Source organism: Psychrobacter sp. 1Y4 (genome assembly GCF_051847555.1).
Genome location: NZ_JBPYDE010000022.1, coordinates 1 through 18,503, shown reverse-complemented (window position 1 = coordinate 18,503; position 18,503 = coordinate 1). Strand labels below are relative to the sequence as shown.

Here is an 18,503-nt window from a genome sequence, read left to right as displayed (position 1 = left end):
CGTTTATCCTTTTTTATCAATAACTCACTAAGAACTATCGTTAGAATATGAAGTAAACGTGCAGTAATAAGAATATAGATGTAGGAGTCTATGAGTGGGGAATTGTATGATTAACTAAAGAGCCTTTCATGACTCACAAAAAAAGGCTAAAAAATATAAGAACAAGAAAATATAAGAGTGAAGAAATCTCTAAATAAAACTTCTTTTAAAATATACAAATTGGTCAGATACATAGAAAAGGATAGCACTGACTATTGTTTTTGCATCTATAGTTTATACATGGTTAAAGTCCTACTTACCAAACTATCTTATACGCCTTCTTAAGCATTAGTATAGCGGCTGGCCTCAGGCATCCAGCGATGTATCAGCTGGCTGACATCAGCTTTACGCGTGGGGTCTGCAATTAAATGCTTGGCCAAACGCTGAGCAATGGCAAATAACTGCTCATCACGAATCAAATCCGCCAGATAATAGCCTACATTACCCGTTTGGCGTTTGCCAAGTAGCTCACCCGGCCCGCGTAGCTCAAGATCTTTTTGCGCAATCACAAAACCATCGGTGCTATCGCGTAATACATTAAGACGTTCTGTACCTGTATCCGACAATGGCTTTTGGTATAGCAATACGCAGAAACTCTTGGTCGAGCCACGCCCAACGCGACCACGCAATTGATGGAGTTGCGACAGACCCAAACGCTCGGCGTTTTCGATGACCATCAACGACGCGTTCGGTACATCAACGCCGACTTCGATGACCGTTGTAGCAATCAACAAATCAAGGCTGCCCGCTTTAAACTCTTGCATGATGGCTTGTTTATCAGCGGACTTCATCTTGCCATGTACAAGGCCAATACGAATATCCAAACGCTCATTTAAGTCCTCGAAAGTCGCTTCAGCGGCTTGCGCATCGAGTACGCTCGACTCTTCTACCAAGGAGCACACCCAGTACGCTTGCCTACCTGCCTCACAATTAATCGCGATGCGTTCGATCACTTCATCGCGGCGGTTGCGATCAATGGTCACGGTCGTAATCGGTGTACGCCCGGGTGGTAGCTCATCGATAATTGAGGTGTCCATGTCGCCATAGACACTCATCGCGAGCGTACGCGGAATAGGCGTTGCGGTCATAATAAGCTGATGCGGCGTACTATTCGCCACACCTTTATTGGTCAAGGCCATGCGCTGCTCAACCCCAAAACGATGCTGCTCATCAATAATGACTAAGCCCAATTTGGCAAATTGTACCTGCTCTTGAAATAAGGCATGAGTACCGACCACCACTTGCACCGTATTTTCGCTCACGGCTTCTAACGCTTCGCGGCGCTGCTTTGCGGTTTGTTTGCCAGCCAGCCAACCGACTTGGATACCCAACGGCTCAAACCACTGTTTAAAGTTTAACAAGTGCTGTTCTGCTAAAATCTCAGTCGGTGCCATGACCGCCACCTGCCAGCCGCTATCAAGCGCGTAGCCCGCTGCGCCTGCTGCGACTAAAGTTTTACCTGCACCTACATCACCCTGCACCAATCGCAGCATTGGAATAGAAGTCGCCATATCAGTGGTAATATCTTTCATCACACGCTGCTGCGCACCGGTTAGATCAAAGGGTAATGCTGCAAATAACTTATTAGCCAATGGGCTTTGAGTGGTGCATTTGGGCGCTTTATACTGGTGCAGCTGCTGACGGCGATATAACAGACTGAGTTGATGCGCGGTTAGCTCTTCGATAATAAGGCGCTGACAAGCCGCATGCGTACGGGCACTTAGCTGGGTTAGCAATTTATATTGTTGCCCAGCGTCGGTATAAGTAGGCGGTGTATGCAGTAGCACCAACGCTTCAAATATTGTTAAGTTGTAAACATTGCTGTGAGCATTGTTATGAGCGCCACTAACGGCGATCGAATTGCCTTTGTTACTTGCGTCATAAGTAGTCACACCAGCTTTGTTAACGTGGTCAGTAGCAGCGTTGTCTGGCACACTACGCGCCAATGCGGAGAATATGTCTTCTGAATAATCCGTCTCTGTAACCAGTAGTTTAGTCGGCTCAAAGGGCGCTAATGGCAAATCTGCTACTACAGCAAAATCCTCTGGCGTAAATAGCGTCATTGGTAGACCTTGGCCGCGTACGGTTTGTAGGGCCAGCTTAATCAAAGTACGTAATTTATTTTGATGCAGGCCTTTGATGCTCGGATAGATGGGCTGTAGGCCCGTGTTGGTAATGGCGACACTATCAGTCAAAATCTGATATTCAGGATGATGCATCTGCTTGCCGTAACGGCTGACTTTTACTTCCCCAAACAGCTGTAGTCGCGTGCCCACACTCATGGTCTGGGCAAGACCACGATAAACCTTGAAGAAGCGTAGAGAGATTGTGCCAGTATCATCATCTACAATCACCGTCATACCGCTGCGTTTGGTCTCGACATGTACCACCCGCCCCGTGATTAATGCCGCTTGCCCATGTCCTACATCTGCGATAGATACGAGTCGGCTACGGTCTTCATAATCTCGCGGCAAATGGAGCAATAAATCAAAAATCCGTGTAATACCCAGTTGCGTTAATTGCTCTGAGACTTTTGGTCCAACACCCGCCAGCGCCGTCACTGGCATATCTAATGCTGAAGCCGACTGTTTGGGCAACACAATGTTTGATAAGTCGGCTATGGAATGGCTAGATATTGGCATCAAAAACCTTAAAGATATTATTTTAAATTCTACATACTTAAATGTTTTATACTTGATTATTGTATGACACTGATGATGAAAGTATACCTAACTATGACGACAATCAATACGCTATAAAGTGTACTTTAATCATTATAGCTGACAATACTATTGATGAGACTAAGCTATTTGGTAATCGTGCGTCTATAGACTCAACCCTTAATCAACCATTCATCTGACCAATACTTTTTGCTTTCAAAATGCTTTTAAGGCCTTTCTATGTCCGTTCAGCCTATCAACAATCGAGATTCTCAAACCTTCTATAAAAGAGTCGTACGCACAAGCCTACTGACGACTCTAGGCGTCGTCGTCAGTGCTTGTAACAGCATTGGACCATCCACTTCGATCACACAATCTCACCCAGTCGTAAAAGCACCAACCGTCGCTTTAGTGTTAGGCGGCGGCGGAGCCAAAGGTTTTGCCCACGTTGGTGTCATTAAGGCGTTAGAAGAAAGCGGTATCACGCCGACACTCGTGGTAGGAACCAGCGTTGGTAGCTTGGTTGGGAGCCTATATGCCAGTGGCTATACTCCACAGCGGCTTGAACAATTAGCATTGAACACACCTGATAGCGAGTTAACAGACTTTGTGTTATCCAATCAAGGCTTTATTGAAGGCATCAAGCTCAAAAACTTTATCAATGCTAAAGTTGGTGGTCGCGCAATAGAAGACTTTCCGATCCGCTTTGCCGCAATCGCTGCTGAGAAGCATACGCTAAAAAAGGCGGTCTTTACCACAGGAGATGCAGGCCTTGCTGTTCAAGCATCTTGTAGCGTGCCTAATATTTTTATTGCGCCGCGCATACCCGAAAAAACTGGCAAAAAATATATCGATGGCGGAGTGATCAGCTTAGTCCCTGTCGATAGTGCTCGAGATTTGGGCGCTGATATTATCATCGCTGTCGATGTGACTGTACCCACATCAAGTAAAAAAAATATGACTAGTAATTTACTACCCGCTGTCACCTCTTTAAGTAGCTTTTGGGGATTACTTGAAAACAATCTATCCTCTAATACTCGCTATTCAACCACTAGTCACCGCTCACTTGTAAGTAATGAGCACGAGCGCGCTGATATTGTGATTGCCCCTGATGTCGGCCATATCAGCTCGTTAGATACCAATCAGCGTAGCGCACTTATCATGGCTGGCGTGCAAGCCACTACCCCGCAGGTCAACGGCATTAAACAACTTATTAAAGAAAAATCTAGTAGCAAGTACGCTACGCTTTAATGTCACCAAAAAAAAGCACCGCAATTATTAATTGCCGTGCTTTTTTATTTTACCAAGTATATCGACTGTGGCTATTATTTTACTTTTGCACGATATTTAACCATGACAGTATCGTTGAGACCGACACCTTCGATATCCCAGCGTACTGCTTTGTAATGTTTGAGATCAACCTCTTGCAGTTGGTTATCCACTCGCGTACGTAACGGCATCCGAGCAAAAGTATCACCATCGACACTACCGTATGGAAAATCAGGAGACACCGCGCGTAACAGCTCCACTTGCTCAGGAATCGTCAATGTAACCGTCATCTTACGCACCCGATCTGGGTTGGTATTGGTAAAATACCCTTGATACTCTAGAACGTTACCTGGCTGCAAGCGCGTATTGGCATCTACAGGCACCAATGTCTCTTGTCCATTCGCATCCACGCTTATAAGAGAAGCTGTAATCTTGGTATCAACGGCTTGCATGTTTGAGTTGCTACCATTAGCATTTGCAACTGTCTTTACAGCAGCAGAGCCATCAAGTGCAGGCTCTGGTGTTGGCAGCATAGCTGACGCTTGGGTTGTGACTACCATCGCACCGATAAGGGTACCGGCGACGACTTGAAATAAGCGATGACCGCTCCAAGCAGTAAAAGGACTGGCTAAATGGTTTATTTTCTTCATGATATTCGTTATTCCTAGTTAATGTATCGGTAAAACAGTACTACTCAAGGTTTCTTTGTGAGACAAAGCTATAATCTTTCTTCGCATTTCTTCCTACATATTTTTCAAACACAGGTTATGTACTCTATATTATGCATTGAAAATACAATTTATGCGTGTCATCGATCATGTGATAGGGCTTAGCATAGCAAAAAGCTTTTATAGGTATACTAACCCCGTGTTTAGGTTGTGTATATAGACAACTGACCAAATTCAAACAGCGATCGTCAAAATAAAAAGATAGCTCATACCGACGTTTTTTGCTATGGTAAATCTTTGATATTCGTTAAATCTTTAATGTCTCTTATCTTTTACCATACCTACTATTATTGCTCCTACTATGACTATTAGCGCCATGCCCCAGATTAAACCTGAATACGTCCATTGGTTCCGTAACTCTGCGCCTTATATCAACACGCATCGCGGCAAGACTTTCGTGATTATGTTTGGTGGTGAGGCAGTCAATCATCCCAATTTTAACACCCTTATTCATGACTTTGCATTGTTGCATAGCTTAGGAATTAAGCTAGTATTGGTACATGGTGCGCGTCCGCAAATAGAAAAAAATCTACAAGAAGCTGGTATCAACTCTCCCCTACATCACGACGTTCGCATTACGCCACGTAACGCCATGCCATCTATCTTACAAGCGGTCGGTGCTATTCGTCTACAGATCGAAGCCCAATTATCAATGGGGCTTGCCAACTCGCCCATGTACGGCTCACGTATTGATGCGGTTTCTGGTAACTTTGTGACTGCGCGTCCTTATGGTATTCGAAATGGCGTCGATCATCAGATGACAGGTGAAGTACGCTCCATCGATATTGAGGCGATTAAGAACAACCTACTACACGATCATATTGTAATTTTAGGCTCAATGGGCTACTCAGCAACTGGTGAAGTTTTCAACTTGTTGAGTGAAGATGTGGCGCTTAGTGCGGCAGTGGCGCTTAGCGCAGACAAGCTTATCTTTTTAGGTGAAGAGGCTGACATCAATGATAACGGCCGCTTATTGCACGAAATGATTCCAAATGAAGTGGATCGTTTTTTGCGAGAACGTGATTTGAACAATGAAATTAATTACTTCTTGCATTGTGCCAGTTTGGCTTGTCGCCAAGGTGTTCATCGTACACATATCATCTCATATGCCAAAGATGGCGCGCTACTTGAAGAGCTGTTTACACGTGATGGCTCCGGTACGCTAATTAGTCACGACCCATACGAAGAGATTCGTCATGCCAATATAGATGATGTGGTCGGTCTTATTGAGCTGCTAACACCATTAGAAGAGCAAGGTATCTTGGTCAGCCGCTCACGCGAACGCCTAGAACAAGAGATCGACAACTATAGTGTGATTGAGCGCGATGGTATGATTTTAGGCTGTGCGGCCCTATATCCACTTAATGATGATTCAGCAGAAGTTGCTTGTGTGGCTGTGCACCCAGAATATCGCAATGGTAGCCGCGGTGCAGACTTGCTGGCATTTTTAGAACAGCAAGCGCGCAGTCATGGCCTACATAAGTTGTTTGTATTAACCACACGTACGGCGCACTGGTTTGTAGAACAAGGCTTCGCTGAAGTCAATGCTAGTGCATTACCAGAAGCTCGCCAAGAAAAGTACCATAACGGTCGCAACTCTAAAGTATTTCAAAAGACCCTTTAAATACGGCACTTTATTTTACAATACAAAAATCCCGTGACTAAAAAAGCCCTCATATCCAATATGAGGGCTTTTTCAATTATCTAGTATTATATGCTTAACGCAGCATTATTTCACTTTTCTGCTATTTTACTTTTAATAGCTCAACAGTGAATATGAGTGTGCTATTAGGTTCAATACCTGAATTTCCAGCTTCGCCATAAGCGATATCTGATGGAATATAGAACTCATATTTGCCGCCTTCTTTCATCAGCTGTAAACCTTCAGTCCAGCCAGCGATGACTTGGTTCAATGGGAATTCGATCGGCTCGCCGCGCTCATAAGAGCTATCAAATACAGTACCATCGATCAATTTGCCCTCGTAGTTTACTTCAACCACGTCAGTCGCTTTTGGTGATTTGCCCGTACCTGCTGTTAGTACTTTATATTGCAGACCAGAATCCGTCTCTTTTACGCCCTCTTTTTTAGCATTTTCTGCTAAGAACGCAGCACCTTTTGTTTTATTCTCTTCTGCTTTGTTCTGCATATCTGCAACAAACTTCTCTTCTTGTTCTTTTTGGTACGTCATTAGTACTTCTTCCATCTGCTCTTGGGTCAGAGCAGACTCTTCACCTTCATAGCCATCACGAAAGCCTTGCTCAAAAGTATCAAGGTCTAAATCTTGTACCGCTTCTTTATTACCTTCTGCCATCATAAAGCCCAAGCTATAGCCTACTTTTTCTTTCGCTGTACTTTGCTCAGTAATAGAAACACTTGGAGTAGCGCTTTCTTGGTTGCCATTGTTGGTACTACAGCCTGTAACCAATAACATCGCACTGGCCAGCGTAGTGATAGTTAAAGTGGTAATTTTTTTCATATATTACTCTCAATTTGTTAAATCAATTAGGAAGAACACTAAAATATTATTTGCCAGCTATCATAGCAAATCTTAGTTTTATGAGCTATGTTTCCGATAAAATTAACATAACAATGTACAGTCTTTGTTAATTCTTGCCCCAAAAATAACAACTTATCACACAATTATAGCGTCAGGTAAAGCATTCTAACTTTAACTGCATCATTATATCAGCTAAGCTTAATCAGCTAAATTGATAAGTCAATTAAAGTAATTTTTTAATACTATTTTTCTTTGTAATGGTTTAGGCAAAACTTTTATAAGAAAACATTAAATTAGTCAACAACGTTAAATACAACAATACTATTTTTAAACTACTGTGTATCCGTCGATAATATAATCAATGATTGTTTTATGACTTACTATATAGTGATTAAAGGAGGACAGGATGAACCCAATGTTTGCATCTTTTAATGGTTATCTTGGTGGACCTATTGGCTCCATCATTGGTGCTATTTTGATCTTCGTGATCGGTTGGCTCGTTGCCCTTGGCATCGCAGCTTTGGTACGCAATGTATTGGCTAAGGTCAATTTAAATCAGCGTATGAATTCTTCTACAGGCAAAACCTACGATTTAGAAGGTATTATCTCTAAAGTCGTTTTCTGGTTTATCTTCGTTATTGCTATTTCAGGCGCATTGACTCAGTTAAACTTAAATTCAATTTCAGCACCGTTTGCAAATATGGTTAATCAAGTACTCGCCTTTATTCCAAATCTTATTGGCGCTATTGCTGTTGGTATCATTGGTTGGGTTATTGCAACTGTTGTGCGTACGGCGCTTAACACTGCTTTGTCAAAGACGACTATGGACGAGCGTTTAAGTGCTCAAGCTGGCGTTAAACCAATGAGCAGCACTATTGCTGATATGGTTTATTGGTTTATTTTGTTGGTTGTATTGACAATGGTACTTGGCCAATTAGAGCTTGATGGTTTGTTTGCTCCATTGACCAATATGGTTGACAAAATCTTTAGCTTTATTCCTAATATTCTTATCGCTATTGTGGTTTTTGTGGTGGGTTATATCATCGCCAAAGTCGTACGCGGTATCGTGACCAACCTTGTATCTACCTTTAATGTACAAGCATTGGCTACAAAAGCAGGTTTGAGTGAAGAAAACAGCTTACCTAATATTGCTGGTTCTTTAGCGTTTTTGGTTGTTATCATCCCAACTGTAATCGCTGCATTAAATGCTCTAAAAATTGAAGTGATCGCTCGTCCAGCGACTAATATGCTTAATAAGATTATGGAAGCATTGCCTAACATTTTCATGGCTATAGCGATCCTTGTTGTGACTTATTATGTCATACGTATGGTAGCAGACATTATCAAAGGCTTGATCGAGAATACTCAGGTCAACCAATTACCTGCTAAAGTTGGCCTGCAAGAAACCATGGGCGACAAAAAGATCTCTGATCTAGTCGGCTATGCCATTATCTTCTTTGCTATGTTGTTTGCTGCAATCGCGGCAGCTGATTTGCTTGGTTTTGAACCTATTTCAGCTATCATCACGATGTTTATCGCCTTCGGTGCAAACATCATCTTAGGTGCGATCATTCTATTCATCGGTTTTTGGCTTGCCAATATCATTGCTGGTGTCGTTGAGCGTTCTGAGAAAGGCTCACAATTTTTAGCCAATATTGTACGCGTATTGATCATGGGCTTAGTGTTAGCAATGGGCCTAAAAGCGATGGGTATCGCTGACTCTATTGTGAACCTGGCATTTGGCTTAACATTAGGTGCTGTAGCCGTTGCTTTCGCTCTATCGTTTGGTCTTGGTGGCCAAGAAGCCGCTGCTCGTTTCCTACGTAAAATGCAAGACAAAATGGATAAAGAACAGGACAAAGCAGAAGCGAAGTCTACTGTTCATACCAGCTCGTCGACTCAGGAAAAAGTTGCTGACTCAGTTCGTGATAATACGCCTACTGCTTCTACTAGCCCATCGACTAGCGAATTGCACACAGACGTAGTTGACACCACTAAGCTTGGCAGTGATCATGTAGATATCACTCATGTAGAGACACGTGATAGCGATACAGACACAGGTTCAAACTTAGGTTCAGGTACAGACTTTACTGATATCGATGACAACGATAATCTGAAATAAAGGTTAACGATAGCTATTGTTCCAATATAAAAAAGACAGCTTAGGCTGTCTTTTTTTATGGCTCAGATTTTATGTTTATAACTTAATAGGTCGTGCAGGCACATTTAAATTCAACTGCATTCGTGTTGATGGACCATTGTCTACTGACTGACTGTTTTGTACTTGCGCTTTGTTTTGCTGATTTAAGTGCTGTAACTGCTTGGTTAATTGACGCTCCCTTTGAGTCATAGACTCAACTGGCTGAATCCATGCATCTATATCCAAATAAGTGTCGTCTTTCTCTAAGACAAACTCGATGCCCAGTACAATAATATGGTGTAGCTCAACAAGTGGTAAACGCAGTGCAACATCTTGCGCAATTGCTTGTAGCCTTGGTTGGATAGCCGCTCTGCTCTGCGCGGTGTCTTTGCCTTTTCCATAAAATATCATCACATAATGACGGCCCAAAATTGTATAAGAGTGCTGATGAATAACATACCCATTCTCCCTCATAGTAAGTGCGCGCTCAGGATGTTTATATAGGGTACGTATAAGCTCATGACGTGAAAACAAGGACTCATCTAATAGCTGTCGTTTCCATATAGTCTGTGCGTCTACCACCTTTTTATTAGTTGTAATAGACGGCTCGCTAGCCAAGCTGATAATTTGACTGCTAAGCTGTGACCATAATATAGACGCCTGTTTTCGGTGCTGCTGATAGGCCTGCTGTAAACTCACGTCTTGTTGTTTTTGTGCCAGACTCATCGCAACCAAAGCCGAATTTGGCTCATCTTGTAATCCATTTTTGATAAGCTCATTGTCTACACTTATAGCATGCGATAATAAAGCATCGCTGTGCATAAATTGGGAGATAAGCGCTGTTTCAGATTCAAAGCTCGCTACCCCGCTTATGAGCGATTGATTAAGATGCGTTAAGTGAAAATCCAAAAATTGCCATAGATCACAAGGTGTCATAACTCTCTCGATAGCTAGATACCAATCCTGACGACTAAATACTTGTAACAATTGCTCGTCTTTACTAACATCTGATATCAGATGCTCCATAAAGTAACGTGCCCCAAAACTATGATTGATAGACGTCGTCACCGATAATCTCTTGTCTTCTTTAATGCCATCATTATCTGATATTTGATGATCTACAAGTTGAACATCCAGTACTAACACCTTGTGAGTCACAGTATTACTATCTTCATCACGCTGCAAGCTTTGCTTTTGCCATATCATTGCAGCTTTGACAATAGCGAGGCGTGCCGTTTCAATATCAGCCGTACTACTAATGATAGGTAGGGGCAACGACACTTCTAGTATACGTAGCGCTCCTTTTGGCAACTTATAGACATATTGACAGGCAGAATACTGTACATCTGCTGTATGTGGTATAGACAAGCTCATAGTAGAAGGTGACAACTGCAGATAACAGTTTAGCGCTTCTAGAGCAAGAAGACGTTCAGATAAAGGTTTGATAGCGTCTGGCACAATGCATCACTCTTATGGTTGAAAAATAGCATTCTTTTGAACAAGTATAACTGTGACCTAATACGTAAAGTAAAAAATAACAGCGTGATAAATACCCATATAAAAAACCTTAACCATCGTAACACTCCTATACAAGAAGACTGTTATACATCCCCGCTTTGTTGTCGCTTTCAAAGCAGTGACTTGTTATGATAATAATAAAGCAATACCATTTGAGGGTCGATTCATGGATGATAAACTGATCGAAACTCCCTTTGCCGGTTTTGCTTATATAGTCACTCTCTTATAATAACAAGGATTAAAGGCCATGAAACGTTTTAAAGAAAAGACAGTTATCGTTACAGGAGCAGGGTCAGGTATTGGTCGTGCAACTGCTATTCGATTTGCTCAAGAAGGTGCCAGTGTGGTCTTAGTAGGTCGTACTGCTGAAACTTTAGAAGAAACCGCAAAAGAGTTTCCCTTAGATCGTACATGGATTCATAGCGACAATTATCTTACAGTTACCTGTGATATTAGTGTACAAGACCAAGTACAAGAAATGATGAAAAGAGTCATAGAAAAGTTTGAAAAGATTGATGTATTGGTGAATAACGCTGGCAAAGCAACACAAGGTAAAATCACTGAGATGTCAGCTGAAGAGTGGAAATCTGCAATCGATGTCAACTTGAATGGTACGTTTTATGTCTGTCAAGCTGCGATGCCATATCTGATCAAGACGAAAGGCAATATCATCAATGTCTCATCGCTTTCAGGTATCGGAGGCGATTGGAACATGGCGGCCTACAATGCGGCTAAAGCTGGCATTACCAATCTAACTCGTACGTTGGCTCTCGATCACGGTCCAGATGGGGTACGTGTCAATGCCGTTAATCCCAGCGTGACGGAGACCAATATGACCAGTGCTATTCAAAACAACAAGGCTAAAACTGATAAATTTTTGGCCCGTTGCCCACTAGGACGTCTTGCCACTCCTGAGGATATTGCAGCAGCGATCACCTTTTTAGCAAGTGATGACGCCTCGATGATTACTGGTGTCAATCTGCCTGTTGACGGCGGTGTGAATGCTTCTAACGGTCAACCAAACTTCTAAATATCAATAGCAGGACCCTCATCTCCGTTAAATATTGATCATATTATTGTCAGCCTCAACGACAAGCTTAGATCACTACGGTTCAAGATAAAAAAGCCTTCGATATTGAAATATCGGAGGCTTTTTGGATATCCATATTTAACAACGACCTGCTTTAATAAAACTGTCAGTCATCCGCGCTATTAACGTCTTGTAGTGGTTGAGACAAGCGCTCAGGATACATTGGAACCACTCCTTGATATTGGTTATAAATCTTTTGCAAATCCCCTGAAATATCTCCAGTAGGATAAACCAAAGACATAAATCGTATCTCTTTGGTTTTATAATCCAGCGCTACTGGTAAGATTGGCACATTGGCCCCTACTGCCAAATAATAAAACCCTGTTTTCCACTCTTTGGTATATTGACGTGTCCCCTCTGGAGATAACCCCAAAAATAAGGGTTCTCCAGTTTTAAACTTATCAATACTTGCCTGCAATACTGACCCTTTATTACCACGATCAATAGGGATAATACCCATCCAACGTAGCAGCTGAGCAAGGACTGGTACCTTAAACAAAGTATGCTTGCCCATGATACTAATTTTTAGATCTAGAGCAAATAAACTGGGTATTGCATAGACACCGTCGATATTAGATGTATGCGGAAGCGCCAATACCACTGCTTGCGGAATATTTGGAATCTCCCCGACCGTTCGCCAGCCAGCTGCTTTTAACATCGCTGATGCGATGATTGGCGCAACTTTATTACCGCGTCTTGGAACCAGATGACCTAAGTGTTTTTTACTAAGTTTAGGGAATTTTGACAATGTATTAAGGCCTATAAAGTAAAAACGAATACTAGCCTTAAATAAATACGACTAAATCGTCTTTTGCAAAATTTCAGCATTTTATAAATTAGAAAACCATAAAATACTATTCAAACCAAACGACTCCTCTCCTCAAGGACTGTGACTCTCTCTATGGCGCTATACTGAAATATCAGCTAGGTTACCTTTGTCCTCAAGCCATGACTTACGGTCAGCCGCTCGTTTTTTGGCGAGTAGCATATCCATCATACTACTGGTTAGTACGATGTCATCCATATCCAACTGAACCAAACGCCGAGTATCACGGTTCATCGTGGTTTCACGCAATTGCTCTGCACTCATCTCACCAAGCCCCTTAAAACGTGTGATCTGCGCTTTTTTATTGCCAGGCACATTGGCCAAGATATGAGCAAGTTCAGGTTCATCTAGTGCATAATGGACTTCTTTACCCACATCGACTCGGTATAAAGGTGGCATCGCGACAAATAAATGTCCTGCATCAACGAGCGCAGGGAAATGTTTGACAAACAAAGCACAAATCAACGTTGCAATATGTAGGCCATCAGAGTCTGCATCGGCTAAAATGCATATTTTGTCATATCGTAGCTCAGAGAGATCATCAGAGGCAGGATCGACACCGATAGCAATAGCGATATCATGAATCTCTTGACTCGAGAGTACCGTATCTGATGACACCTCCCACGTGTTCAAAATCTTACCTCGCAGCGGCAATATCGCTTGATAATGACGATCGCGCGCTTGCTTAGCTGAGCCGCCAGCCGAATCCCCTTCTACCAAGAATAGCTCAGCACCATCACGCAAATCTCCACGACAATCTGCTAACTTGCCAGGTAGTGCTGGACCTTGAGTGATTTTTTTACGAGCGACTTTTTTAGCAGACTTTAAGCGCCGACCTGCTTTATTGATGGCTAATTCCGCAATTTGCGTACCCATATCAGCATGCTGATTGAGCCATAAACTAAAAGCATCTTTTGCAAGCGTCTGCACCGCACCAGCGGCTTCGCGGCTAGAGAGTCGCTCTTTGGTTTGCCCGGAGAACTGCGGCTCTGAGAATTTGAGTGATAGGATGTAGTTGACCCCATCCCATACGTCTTCTGCCGTAAGTTTCACACTGCGTGGTAGTAAATTGTGAATGTCACAAAACTCGCGCAGGGCTTCCAAAATACCAGTACGCAGTCCGTTAACATGGGTGCCGCCTTGCGCGGTTGGAATCAAGTTCACGTAACTTTCTTGAATCGGCGTCCCACCTTCAGGCAACCAAGACAGCGCAAAGGTAATGCCTGCGCGTTCACCTGCTTTTGCCTCGTGATTATAATAAAATGGCGCGGGTGGTAACGTCTCCAGTCCATCTAGCTGCTCACTGAGGTACTCCACCACCCCATCGGTAAACTGCCAAACGACTTTTTCGTTATTGATATCATCAACGAATTCAATCGTCAGACCAGCGGCCAACACAGCTTTGGCTTTTAGATTGTGCTTAAGCTGTTTGACATTGAATTTGGGCGTATCAAAAAAACTCCCATCTGCCCAAAAACGCACTCGAGTACCACGTTTGCGTTTATTGGAACTGACAGACTCAGTAAGCTTTGTTACTGGCGCACCATTTTCAAACGCCATATCAAACTGGGTACTGTCTCGCCATACGGTTACCTCAACTCGCGTTGATAGCGCATTGACGACAGAGATGCCAACGCCATGCAAACCGCCTGATACTTCATAATTAGAGGTCGAAAATTTACCGCCAGCATGCAGACGCGTCAAGATAAGCTCTATACCTGATTGTCCAAACTCAGGATGAATATCAGTTGGCATACCGCGACCATCATCCTCAACGGACAACGAGCCATCATTATGCAATTGAACTTTTATGATCTTAGTATAACCAGCCAACGCTTCATCAACGGAATTATCGATGACTTCTTGTGCTAGATGATTGGGACGTGTGGTGTCGGTATACATACCCGGACGACGACGTACCGGCTCAAGACCTTCTAATACTTCTAACGATTGCGCATTATATTGACTCAAAATGCCTTCCTTTATTATTCACATATCATTGTTTCTATCTAACCATTATAACCAAAAATGGCGCTCTTTACGTCAAACGTCAGTAGCTTACGTCAGATAATGTCGTCTCTATAAGCCAACCTAACTCAGACTAACTGTTGTACCATTTCAATGACTTTGGGCAAATGCTTAGCAAAATCACTAAACCTATGATCGCCGCCTTCTTGTATGGTGACAGTCGCACCTTGCTGCTGGTAAAACGCTGCTGATAGATTGGCATCCAGTAATTCATCGTCTTTTTTGAGCATGACAGTAACCTGACTTGGATTGGCAACCGACAATAATTGATGATGAGCAAACCACTGTAAGTCTGCTTTCGTCATTGCCCAGCCACCAGGAGTGGTATAAAGCGTCTCATCCTTATTGTCATCCATTTTTAAAGTATCAGCGTTTTTATTGTCTTCAAAACGTTGTAAAGTAATATGTGGCTGTGTGCTAGGGTTTAATAATAAAATAGGACAGCCAGTATGATTGCTGACGAGCGTTGAAAAATATCCACCCAATGAGCTTCCTACCAAGACGGTTTTGGCGTCCTTGCTAAGTTTACTGACTAGATCCGTTAAGTAACTAAACACTTGCTCTGGCGACTGATTTAAATCAGGACGATGTACTTTGATATCAGGGTAATGCTGTTGACAATATTGCTCTAATAAAAACCCTTTAGTAGAATTGGCATCGCTATCTAGGCCATGCACGTACACAATATTCATATGCAATCTCATCTTTGTAATTGGTTATACTATAAAAATTGATAGATAGTGAGCATAACACCAGTCATATAGCGTTAATAGTGCTAAAAACGCGAATCTATAGTCAAATCAAATTAGCATGAATACTGACTTAAAATAGGTTATTCAAATCAAAAAAGAGACAAGGAGACGTCATGAGTGAGCAGATTGAACTGTTTGATATTGACAATCCTTGTATTGGAGTTTGCACAAGTAACAAAAAAGGCTATTGCTTCGGCTGCCTGCGTAGCCGTCCTGAACGCCAGTTATGGTTAAGTATGAACACGGAACAGCGTCGTGAAGTATTAAGGTTAATCGTAGGACGTCGTCAGCGTATCGAACAAATGCGGCAGCGTAAAGGTCAGCAATTGGGCTTTAATTTTGAAGAAGTCATTGAGGTGGGTGAGTTATTTTAATTAGAAAATATAACTATTAAAATTATCTTAATAATAAATATTATCAATATAATAATTCTACATAGTAATATTGAATTTTGTCCTGCTAACCTCAAAATACATAAGTGAAGATTGATAAAACTTAATGCTTATCAACCGTTACTAAAAAAGCAGGAGAAAATAATGGATAACACTATAGTAAATAGCGTAAAAGATACCGTCACCCAGTCACGTCAAATTGAACAGCTTTTTGCTGGGGTCGATACCCAAGATGGTGCAGGCGTTAAATTGACTCGCGTGCTTACGCAGCAATTACAAGAGCGTCTCGACCCTTACTTAATGCTCGATAACTTTAAAAGCGACAATCCAGATGATTATGTCGCTGGGTTCCCGAACCATCCGCATCGCGGTTTTGAGACTATTACTTATATGATCACAGGTCGTATGCGTCACCGTGACAGCGCGGGTAACGAAGGGCTATTACAAAACGGCGGCGTACAGTGGATGACGGCAGCGAGCGGTGTCATTCATTCAGAGCTACCGGAACAAGAAGACGGCGCGATGGAAGGCTTCCAGCTGTGGCTTAATTTGCCAGCCAAAGACAAGATGAATGATCCTTGGTATAAAGACTTCCAAAGTGATGATTTACCTAAATACACTACAGAAGATGGCGTTGACGTTACGGTGATTGCAGGTACCTCGCACGGCGTAGAAGGCGCAGTCACACGCGATATGACTGAGCCAACTTATTTGGATATTCATTTACCAGCAGGCACGAGCTTTAGCCAAGCGATTCCAGCCGATCACAATGCCTTTGCCTTTGTATATCGCGGTACGATAGATATCGAAGGCGATACTGTACCGACTAAGAACATGGCTATCTTGAAAAATGATGACAATACGGATGGTGTTACCATTACCGCCGATAGTAGTGAGGATACCAAAGTGATCTTAATTACGGGTCGCCCACTACGCGAGCCTATTGTTCAGTATGGTCCGTTTGTAATGAACAGTCAGCAAGAAATCATGCAAGCCGTCACTGATTTCCAAAGTGGTAAATTTGGTGAAGGCGCTTGATCGTTAGACTAATTAGTTAAATACTCTACTGCATGTTAAAGCCCGTATTAGTTCGCTAATATGGGCTTTTTTGATAAGAAAAAGTAAGGGTCTCATCTATATCAAGTATAAACAGCTTCTTTTGCAGTCTATTTAAGTGTTACTACTTGTGTATGCCAAAGTAATGAACAGTGCTTTGCTTAATTATCAGTCGGCACATCAGTGATAATTTCATTTGTTGACTACAAATGAATGGCGCTAGTGCGTAGATCGCCTTAATAAGTTACTTTGAGATTGTCATATTCTTACTTCATATAAAATAATTATAGTTAAAATTTTTTTAATAAAGATATTATACTTTGCTTTTCTCCTAAAAATCCCAATCAATATTATACTTTGTTTTTTATAAATCACTTTTCCAACTAATTTTACTAAGCTTTATAGGTAAAGCTTCTACAATAGTTCGTATAGCTTGTACAGGTTCAATCTCTTTCCATACGTACGATTTTAATAATTTCGGAACTTCTCCGTAATTACCTTTATGATCAGGAATAAGTAGGGTTATAATAACAAACTTGTCTCCCTTATCTCTTTTCTCAGCAATTGCGTAATCTATTTCTGAAGCAAGATAACCTTCGTCTTTAAAGTTTGGAGTTATAAAAAAGACTGCAGCACAAGAACTTTCAAACCCACTACGTATAGAACGTTCTAAATTTGCACCAGCCTTCATCTTATCCTCGTCTAACCATGGGCTGTATCCAAGAGATGATAATGTTGAAGCTATTTCTCTAACTAGAGATTTGTCGTTTGATTTGTGACTTAAAAACACTTCCGTATTGTTTTCCATTTTCTTCTTTTCCTCATAATTTTTAATTTCTTTATTTAGAATAGATTTAGCTATTTTGTAAGTAATGTCATTCTTGATTTTTTCTTCTACACTATCTTTAGATGCTTGAAAAACAGAAGGAAAAACAATTAAAATTGGATCTAACATTGAATAGTTTTTTGTTAAAAAATCATATAAATTATCAGCAGTTAGAACTAAAGACTCTTTAATTATAATTGGATAATCCTTGATAAACACCTCTTCATCTATGCTAAGAAAATCCTCCCACTCATAAGTTTGAAATAATGGTAAATGTCTATATGTGTTAGACGATAAAGCTAATAACGATACTCTCTTTCCTTTAACTAATAATATATCTCTATTTGAAATAGGTGTTATGTTATGAGCTAAAATAGGGTTTGTAGAGAGTAGATTGTCAAGGTTAAAAGCAATATCAGCTAACAAGTTAGAATAGGGCAAGAAGATGCCATTACCAAAATGTTTAGCTCTAGTGTAATCAGCCCAAGACATTACCACTCCTAGTTTACAATTTAAGATAAAAATCTTATACCATCATATATCTTTATTGAAAATATGCAAAAAATACATGAAATTTAGAGTAGTACAATAACTGAAACCAAAGAAAAGCCCCCACAACGTTGTTGTGGGGGCTTTTTAGGAATAGAGAGCTGACGATGACCTACTCTCACATGGCCGGAG

Annotated in this window: 14 protein-coding genes; 6 read left to right on the top strand and 8 right to left on the bottom strand. The window is 41.6% G+C overall.

Annotation, left to right across the window (positions count from 1 at the left end; genetic code table 11):
* Positions 1-320: 320 nt before the first annotated feature.
* Positions 321-2,681: an ATP-dependent DNA helicase RecG gene (gene recG / locus ACS8FC_RS13385; protein WP_439297138.1), complete on the bottom strand. Its 2,361-nt coding sequence runs from the start codon at positions 2,679-2,681 to the stop codon at positions 321-323.
* A 258-nt stretch (positions 2,682-2,939) separates the two neighbouring features.
* Between recG and ACS8FC_RS13380 the strand changes: the two genes are divergently transcribed.
* Positions 2,940-3,950 carry a patatin-like phospholipase family protein gene (locus ACS8FC_RS13380; RefSeq protein ID WP_439297137.1) on the top strand — a complete coding sequence of 337 codons (1,011 nt, stop codon included), beginning with the start codon at positions 2,940-2,942 and terminating at the stop codon, positions 3,948-3,950.
* A 74-nt stretch (positions 3,951-4,024) separates the two neighbouring features.
* Here the strand turns inward: ACS8FC_RS13380 and ACS8FC_RS13375 are convergent, their stop codons facing one another.
* Positions 4,025-4,618, bottom strand: coding sequence for a hypothetical protein (locus ACS8FC_RS13375; RefSeq protein WP_439262944.1), 594 nt, complete (start codon positions 4,616-4,618; stop codon positions 4,025-4,027).
* A 379-nt stretch (positions 4,619-4,997) separates the two neighbouring features.
* Here ACS8FC_RS13375 and argA point away from each other — a divergent pair, with 379 nt between their 5' ends.
* Complete coding sequence (argA, locus tag ACS8FC_RS13370; RefSeq protein ID WP_439262942.1) at positions 4,998-6,320, top strand: amino-acid N-acetyltransferase; 1,323 nt, start codon at positions 4,998-5,000, stop codon at positions 6,318-6,320.
* Between the two features lie 121 nt (positions 6,321-6,441).
* Here the strand turns inward: argA and ACS8FC_RS13365 are convergent, their stop codons facing one another.
* Entirely contained in the window at positions 6,442-7,173 is a 732-nt protein-coding gene (locus tag ACS8FC_RS13365) for an FKBP-type peptidyl-prolyl cis-trans isomerase (protein ID WP_439262940.1), read from the bottom strand.
* Positions 7,174-7,600: 427 nt separating this feature from the next.
* Between ACS8FC_RS13365 and ACS8FC_RS13360 the strand changes: the two genes are divergently transcribed.
* Positions 7,601-9,316, top strand: coding sequence for a mechanosensitive ion channel (locus ACS8FC_RS13360; RefSeq protein ID WP_439297136.1), 1,716 nt, complete (start codon positions 7,601-7,603; stop codon positions 9,314-9,316).
* A 75-nt stretch (positions 9,317-9,391) separates the two neighbouring features.
* On the opposite strand, the gene ACS8FC_RS13355 is transcribed toward ACS8FC_RS13360, so the two are convergent.
* Positions 9,392-10,792, bottom strand: coding sequence for a hypothetical protein (locus tag ACS8FC_RS13355; RefSeq protein ID WP_439297135.1), 1,401 nt, complete (start codon positions 10,790-10,792; stop codon positions 9,392-9,394).
* Positions 10,793-11,099: 307 nt separating this feature from the next.
* On the opposite strand from ACS8FC_RS13355, the gene budC reads away from it, so the two are divergent.
* The gene (gene budC, locus ACS8FC_RS13350; protein ID WP_299221291.1) at positions 11,100-11,882 is read left to right on the top strand and encodes a meso-2,3-butanediol dehydrogenase; all 783 of its coding nucleotides are present in this window, start codon (positions 11,100-11,102) and stop codon (positions 11,880-11,882) included.
* Between the two features lie 166 nt (positions 11,883-12,048).
* Here the strand turns inward: budC and ACS8FC_RS13345 are convergent, their stop codons facing one another.
* From ACS8FC_RS13345 to ACS8FC_RS13335, 3 genes are all read right to left on the bottom strand, one after another.
* Complete coding sequence (locus ACS8FC_RS13345; RefSeq protein WP_439262934.1) at positions 12,049-12,690, bottom strand: lysophospholipid acyltransferase family protein; 642 nt, start codon at positions 12,688-12,690, stop codon at positions 12,049-12,051.
* 159 nt (positions 12,691-12,849) lie between these two features.
* Positions 12,850-14,739, bottom strand: a complete 1,890-nt coding sequence (parE, locus tag ACS8FC_RS13340; protein ID WP_299221296.1) for a DNA topoisomerase IV subunit B — start codon at positions 14,737-14,739, stop codon at positions 12,850-12,852.
* A gap of 125 nt (positions 14,740-14,864) precedes the next feature.
* On the bottom strand, positions 14,865-15,488 hold the full coding sequence (locus ACS8FC_RS13335) for a YqiA/YcfP family alpha/beta fold hydrolase (RefSeq protein WP_439297134.1): 624 nt from the start codon (positions 15,486-15,488) through the stop codon (positions 14,865-14,867).
* 173 nt (positions 15,489-15,661) lie between these two features.
* On the opposite strand from ACS8FC_RS13335, the gene ACS8FC_RS13330 reads away from it, so the two are divergent.
* Entirely contained in the window at positions 15,662-15,922 is a 261-nt protein-coding gene (locus tag ACS8FC_RS13330) for a DUF1289 domain-containing protein (RefSeq protein WP_439262928.1), read from the top strand.
* Positions 15,923-16,084: 162 nt separating this feature from the next.
* Positions 16,085-16,978: a pirin family protein gene (locus ACS8FC_RS13325; protein ID WP_439297133.1), complete on the top strand. Its 894-nt coding sequence runs from the start codon at positions 16,085-16,087 to the stop codon at positions 16,976-16,978.
* Between the two features lie 382 nt (positions 16,979-17,360).
* Here the strand turns inward: ACS8FC_RS13325 and ACS8FC_RS13320 are convergent, their stop codons facing one another.
* Positions 17,361-18,314 carry a toll/interleukin-1 receptor domain-containing protein gene (locus tag ACS8FC_RS13320; RefSeq protein ID WP_439297132.1) on the bottom strand — a complete coding sequence of 318 codons (954 nt, stop codon included), beginning with the start codon at positions 18,312-18,314 and terminating at the stop codon, positions 17,361-17,363.
* Between the last annotated feature and the right edge of the window lie 189 nt (positions 18,315-18,503).

What these genes read in the sequence shown, in the direction of transcription:
- recG (WP_439297138.1), bottom strand. Translation starts at nt 2,681, where the DNA reads ATGCCAATATCTAGCCATTCCATAGCCGACTTATCAAACATTGTGTTG.
- ACS8FC_RS13380 (WP_439297137.1), top strand. Translation starts at nt 2,940, where the DNA reads ATGTCCGTTCAGCCTATCAACAATCGAGATTCTCAAACCTTCTATAAA.
- ACS8FC_RS13375 (WP_439262944.1), bottom strand. Translation starts at nt 4,618, where the DNA reads ATGAAGAAAATAAACCATTTAGCCAGTCCTTTTACTGCTTGGAGCGGT.
- argA (WP_439262942.1), top strand. Translation starts at nt 4,998, where the DNA reads ATGACTATTAGCGCCATGCCCCAGATTAAACCTGAATACGTCCATTGG.
- ACS8FC_RS13365 (WP_439262940.1), bottom strand. Translation starts at nt 7,173, where the DNA reads ATGAAAAAAATTACCACTTTAACTATCACTACGCTGGCCAGTGCGATG.
- ACS8FC_RS13360 (WP_439297136.1), top strand. Translation starts at nt 7,601, where the DNA reads ATGAACCCAATGTTTGCATCTTTTAATGGTTATCTTGGTGGACCTATT.
- budC (WP_299221291.1), top strand. Translation starts at nt 11,100, where the DNA reads ATGAAACGTTTTAAAGAAAAGACAGTTATCGTTACAGGAGCAGGGTCA.
- ACS8FC_RS13335 (WP_439297134.1), bottom strand. Translation starts at nt 15,488, where the DNA reads ATGAATATTGTGTACGTGCATGGCCTAGATAGCGATGCCAATTCTACT.
- ACS8FC_RS13330 (WP_439262928.1), top strand. Translation starts at nt 15,662, where the DNA reads ATGAGTGAGCAGATTGAACTGTTTGATATTGACAATCCTTGTATTGGA.
- ACS8FC_RS13325 (WP_439297133.1), top strand. Translation starts at nt 16,085, where the DNA reads ATGGATAACACTATAGTAAATAGCGTAAAAGATACCGTCACCCAGTCA.
- ACS8FC_RS13320 (WP_439297132.1), bottom strand. Translation starts at nt 18,314, where the DNA reads ATGTCTTGGGCTGATTACACTAGAGCTAAACATTTTGGTAATGGCATC.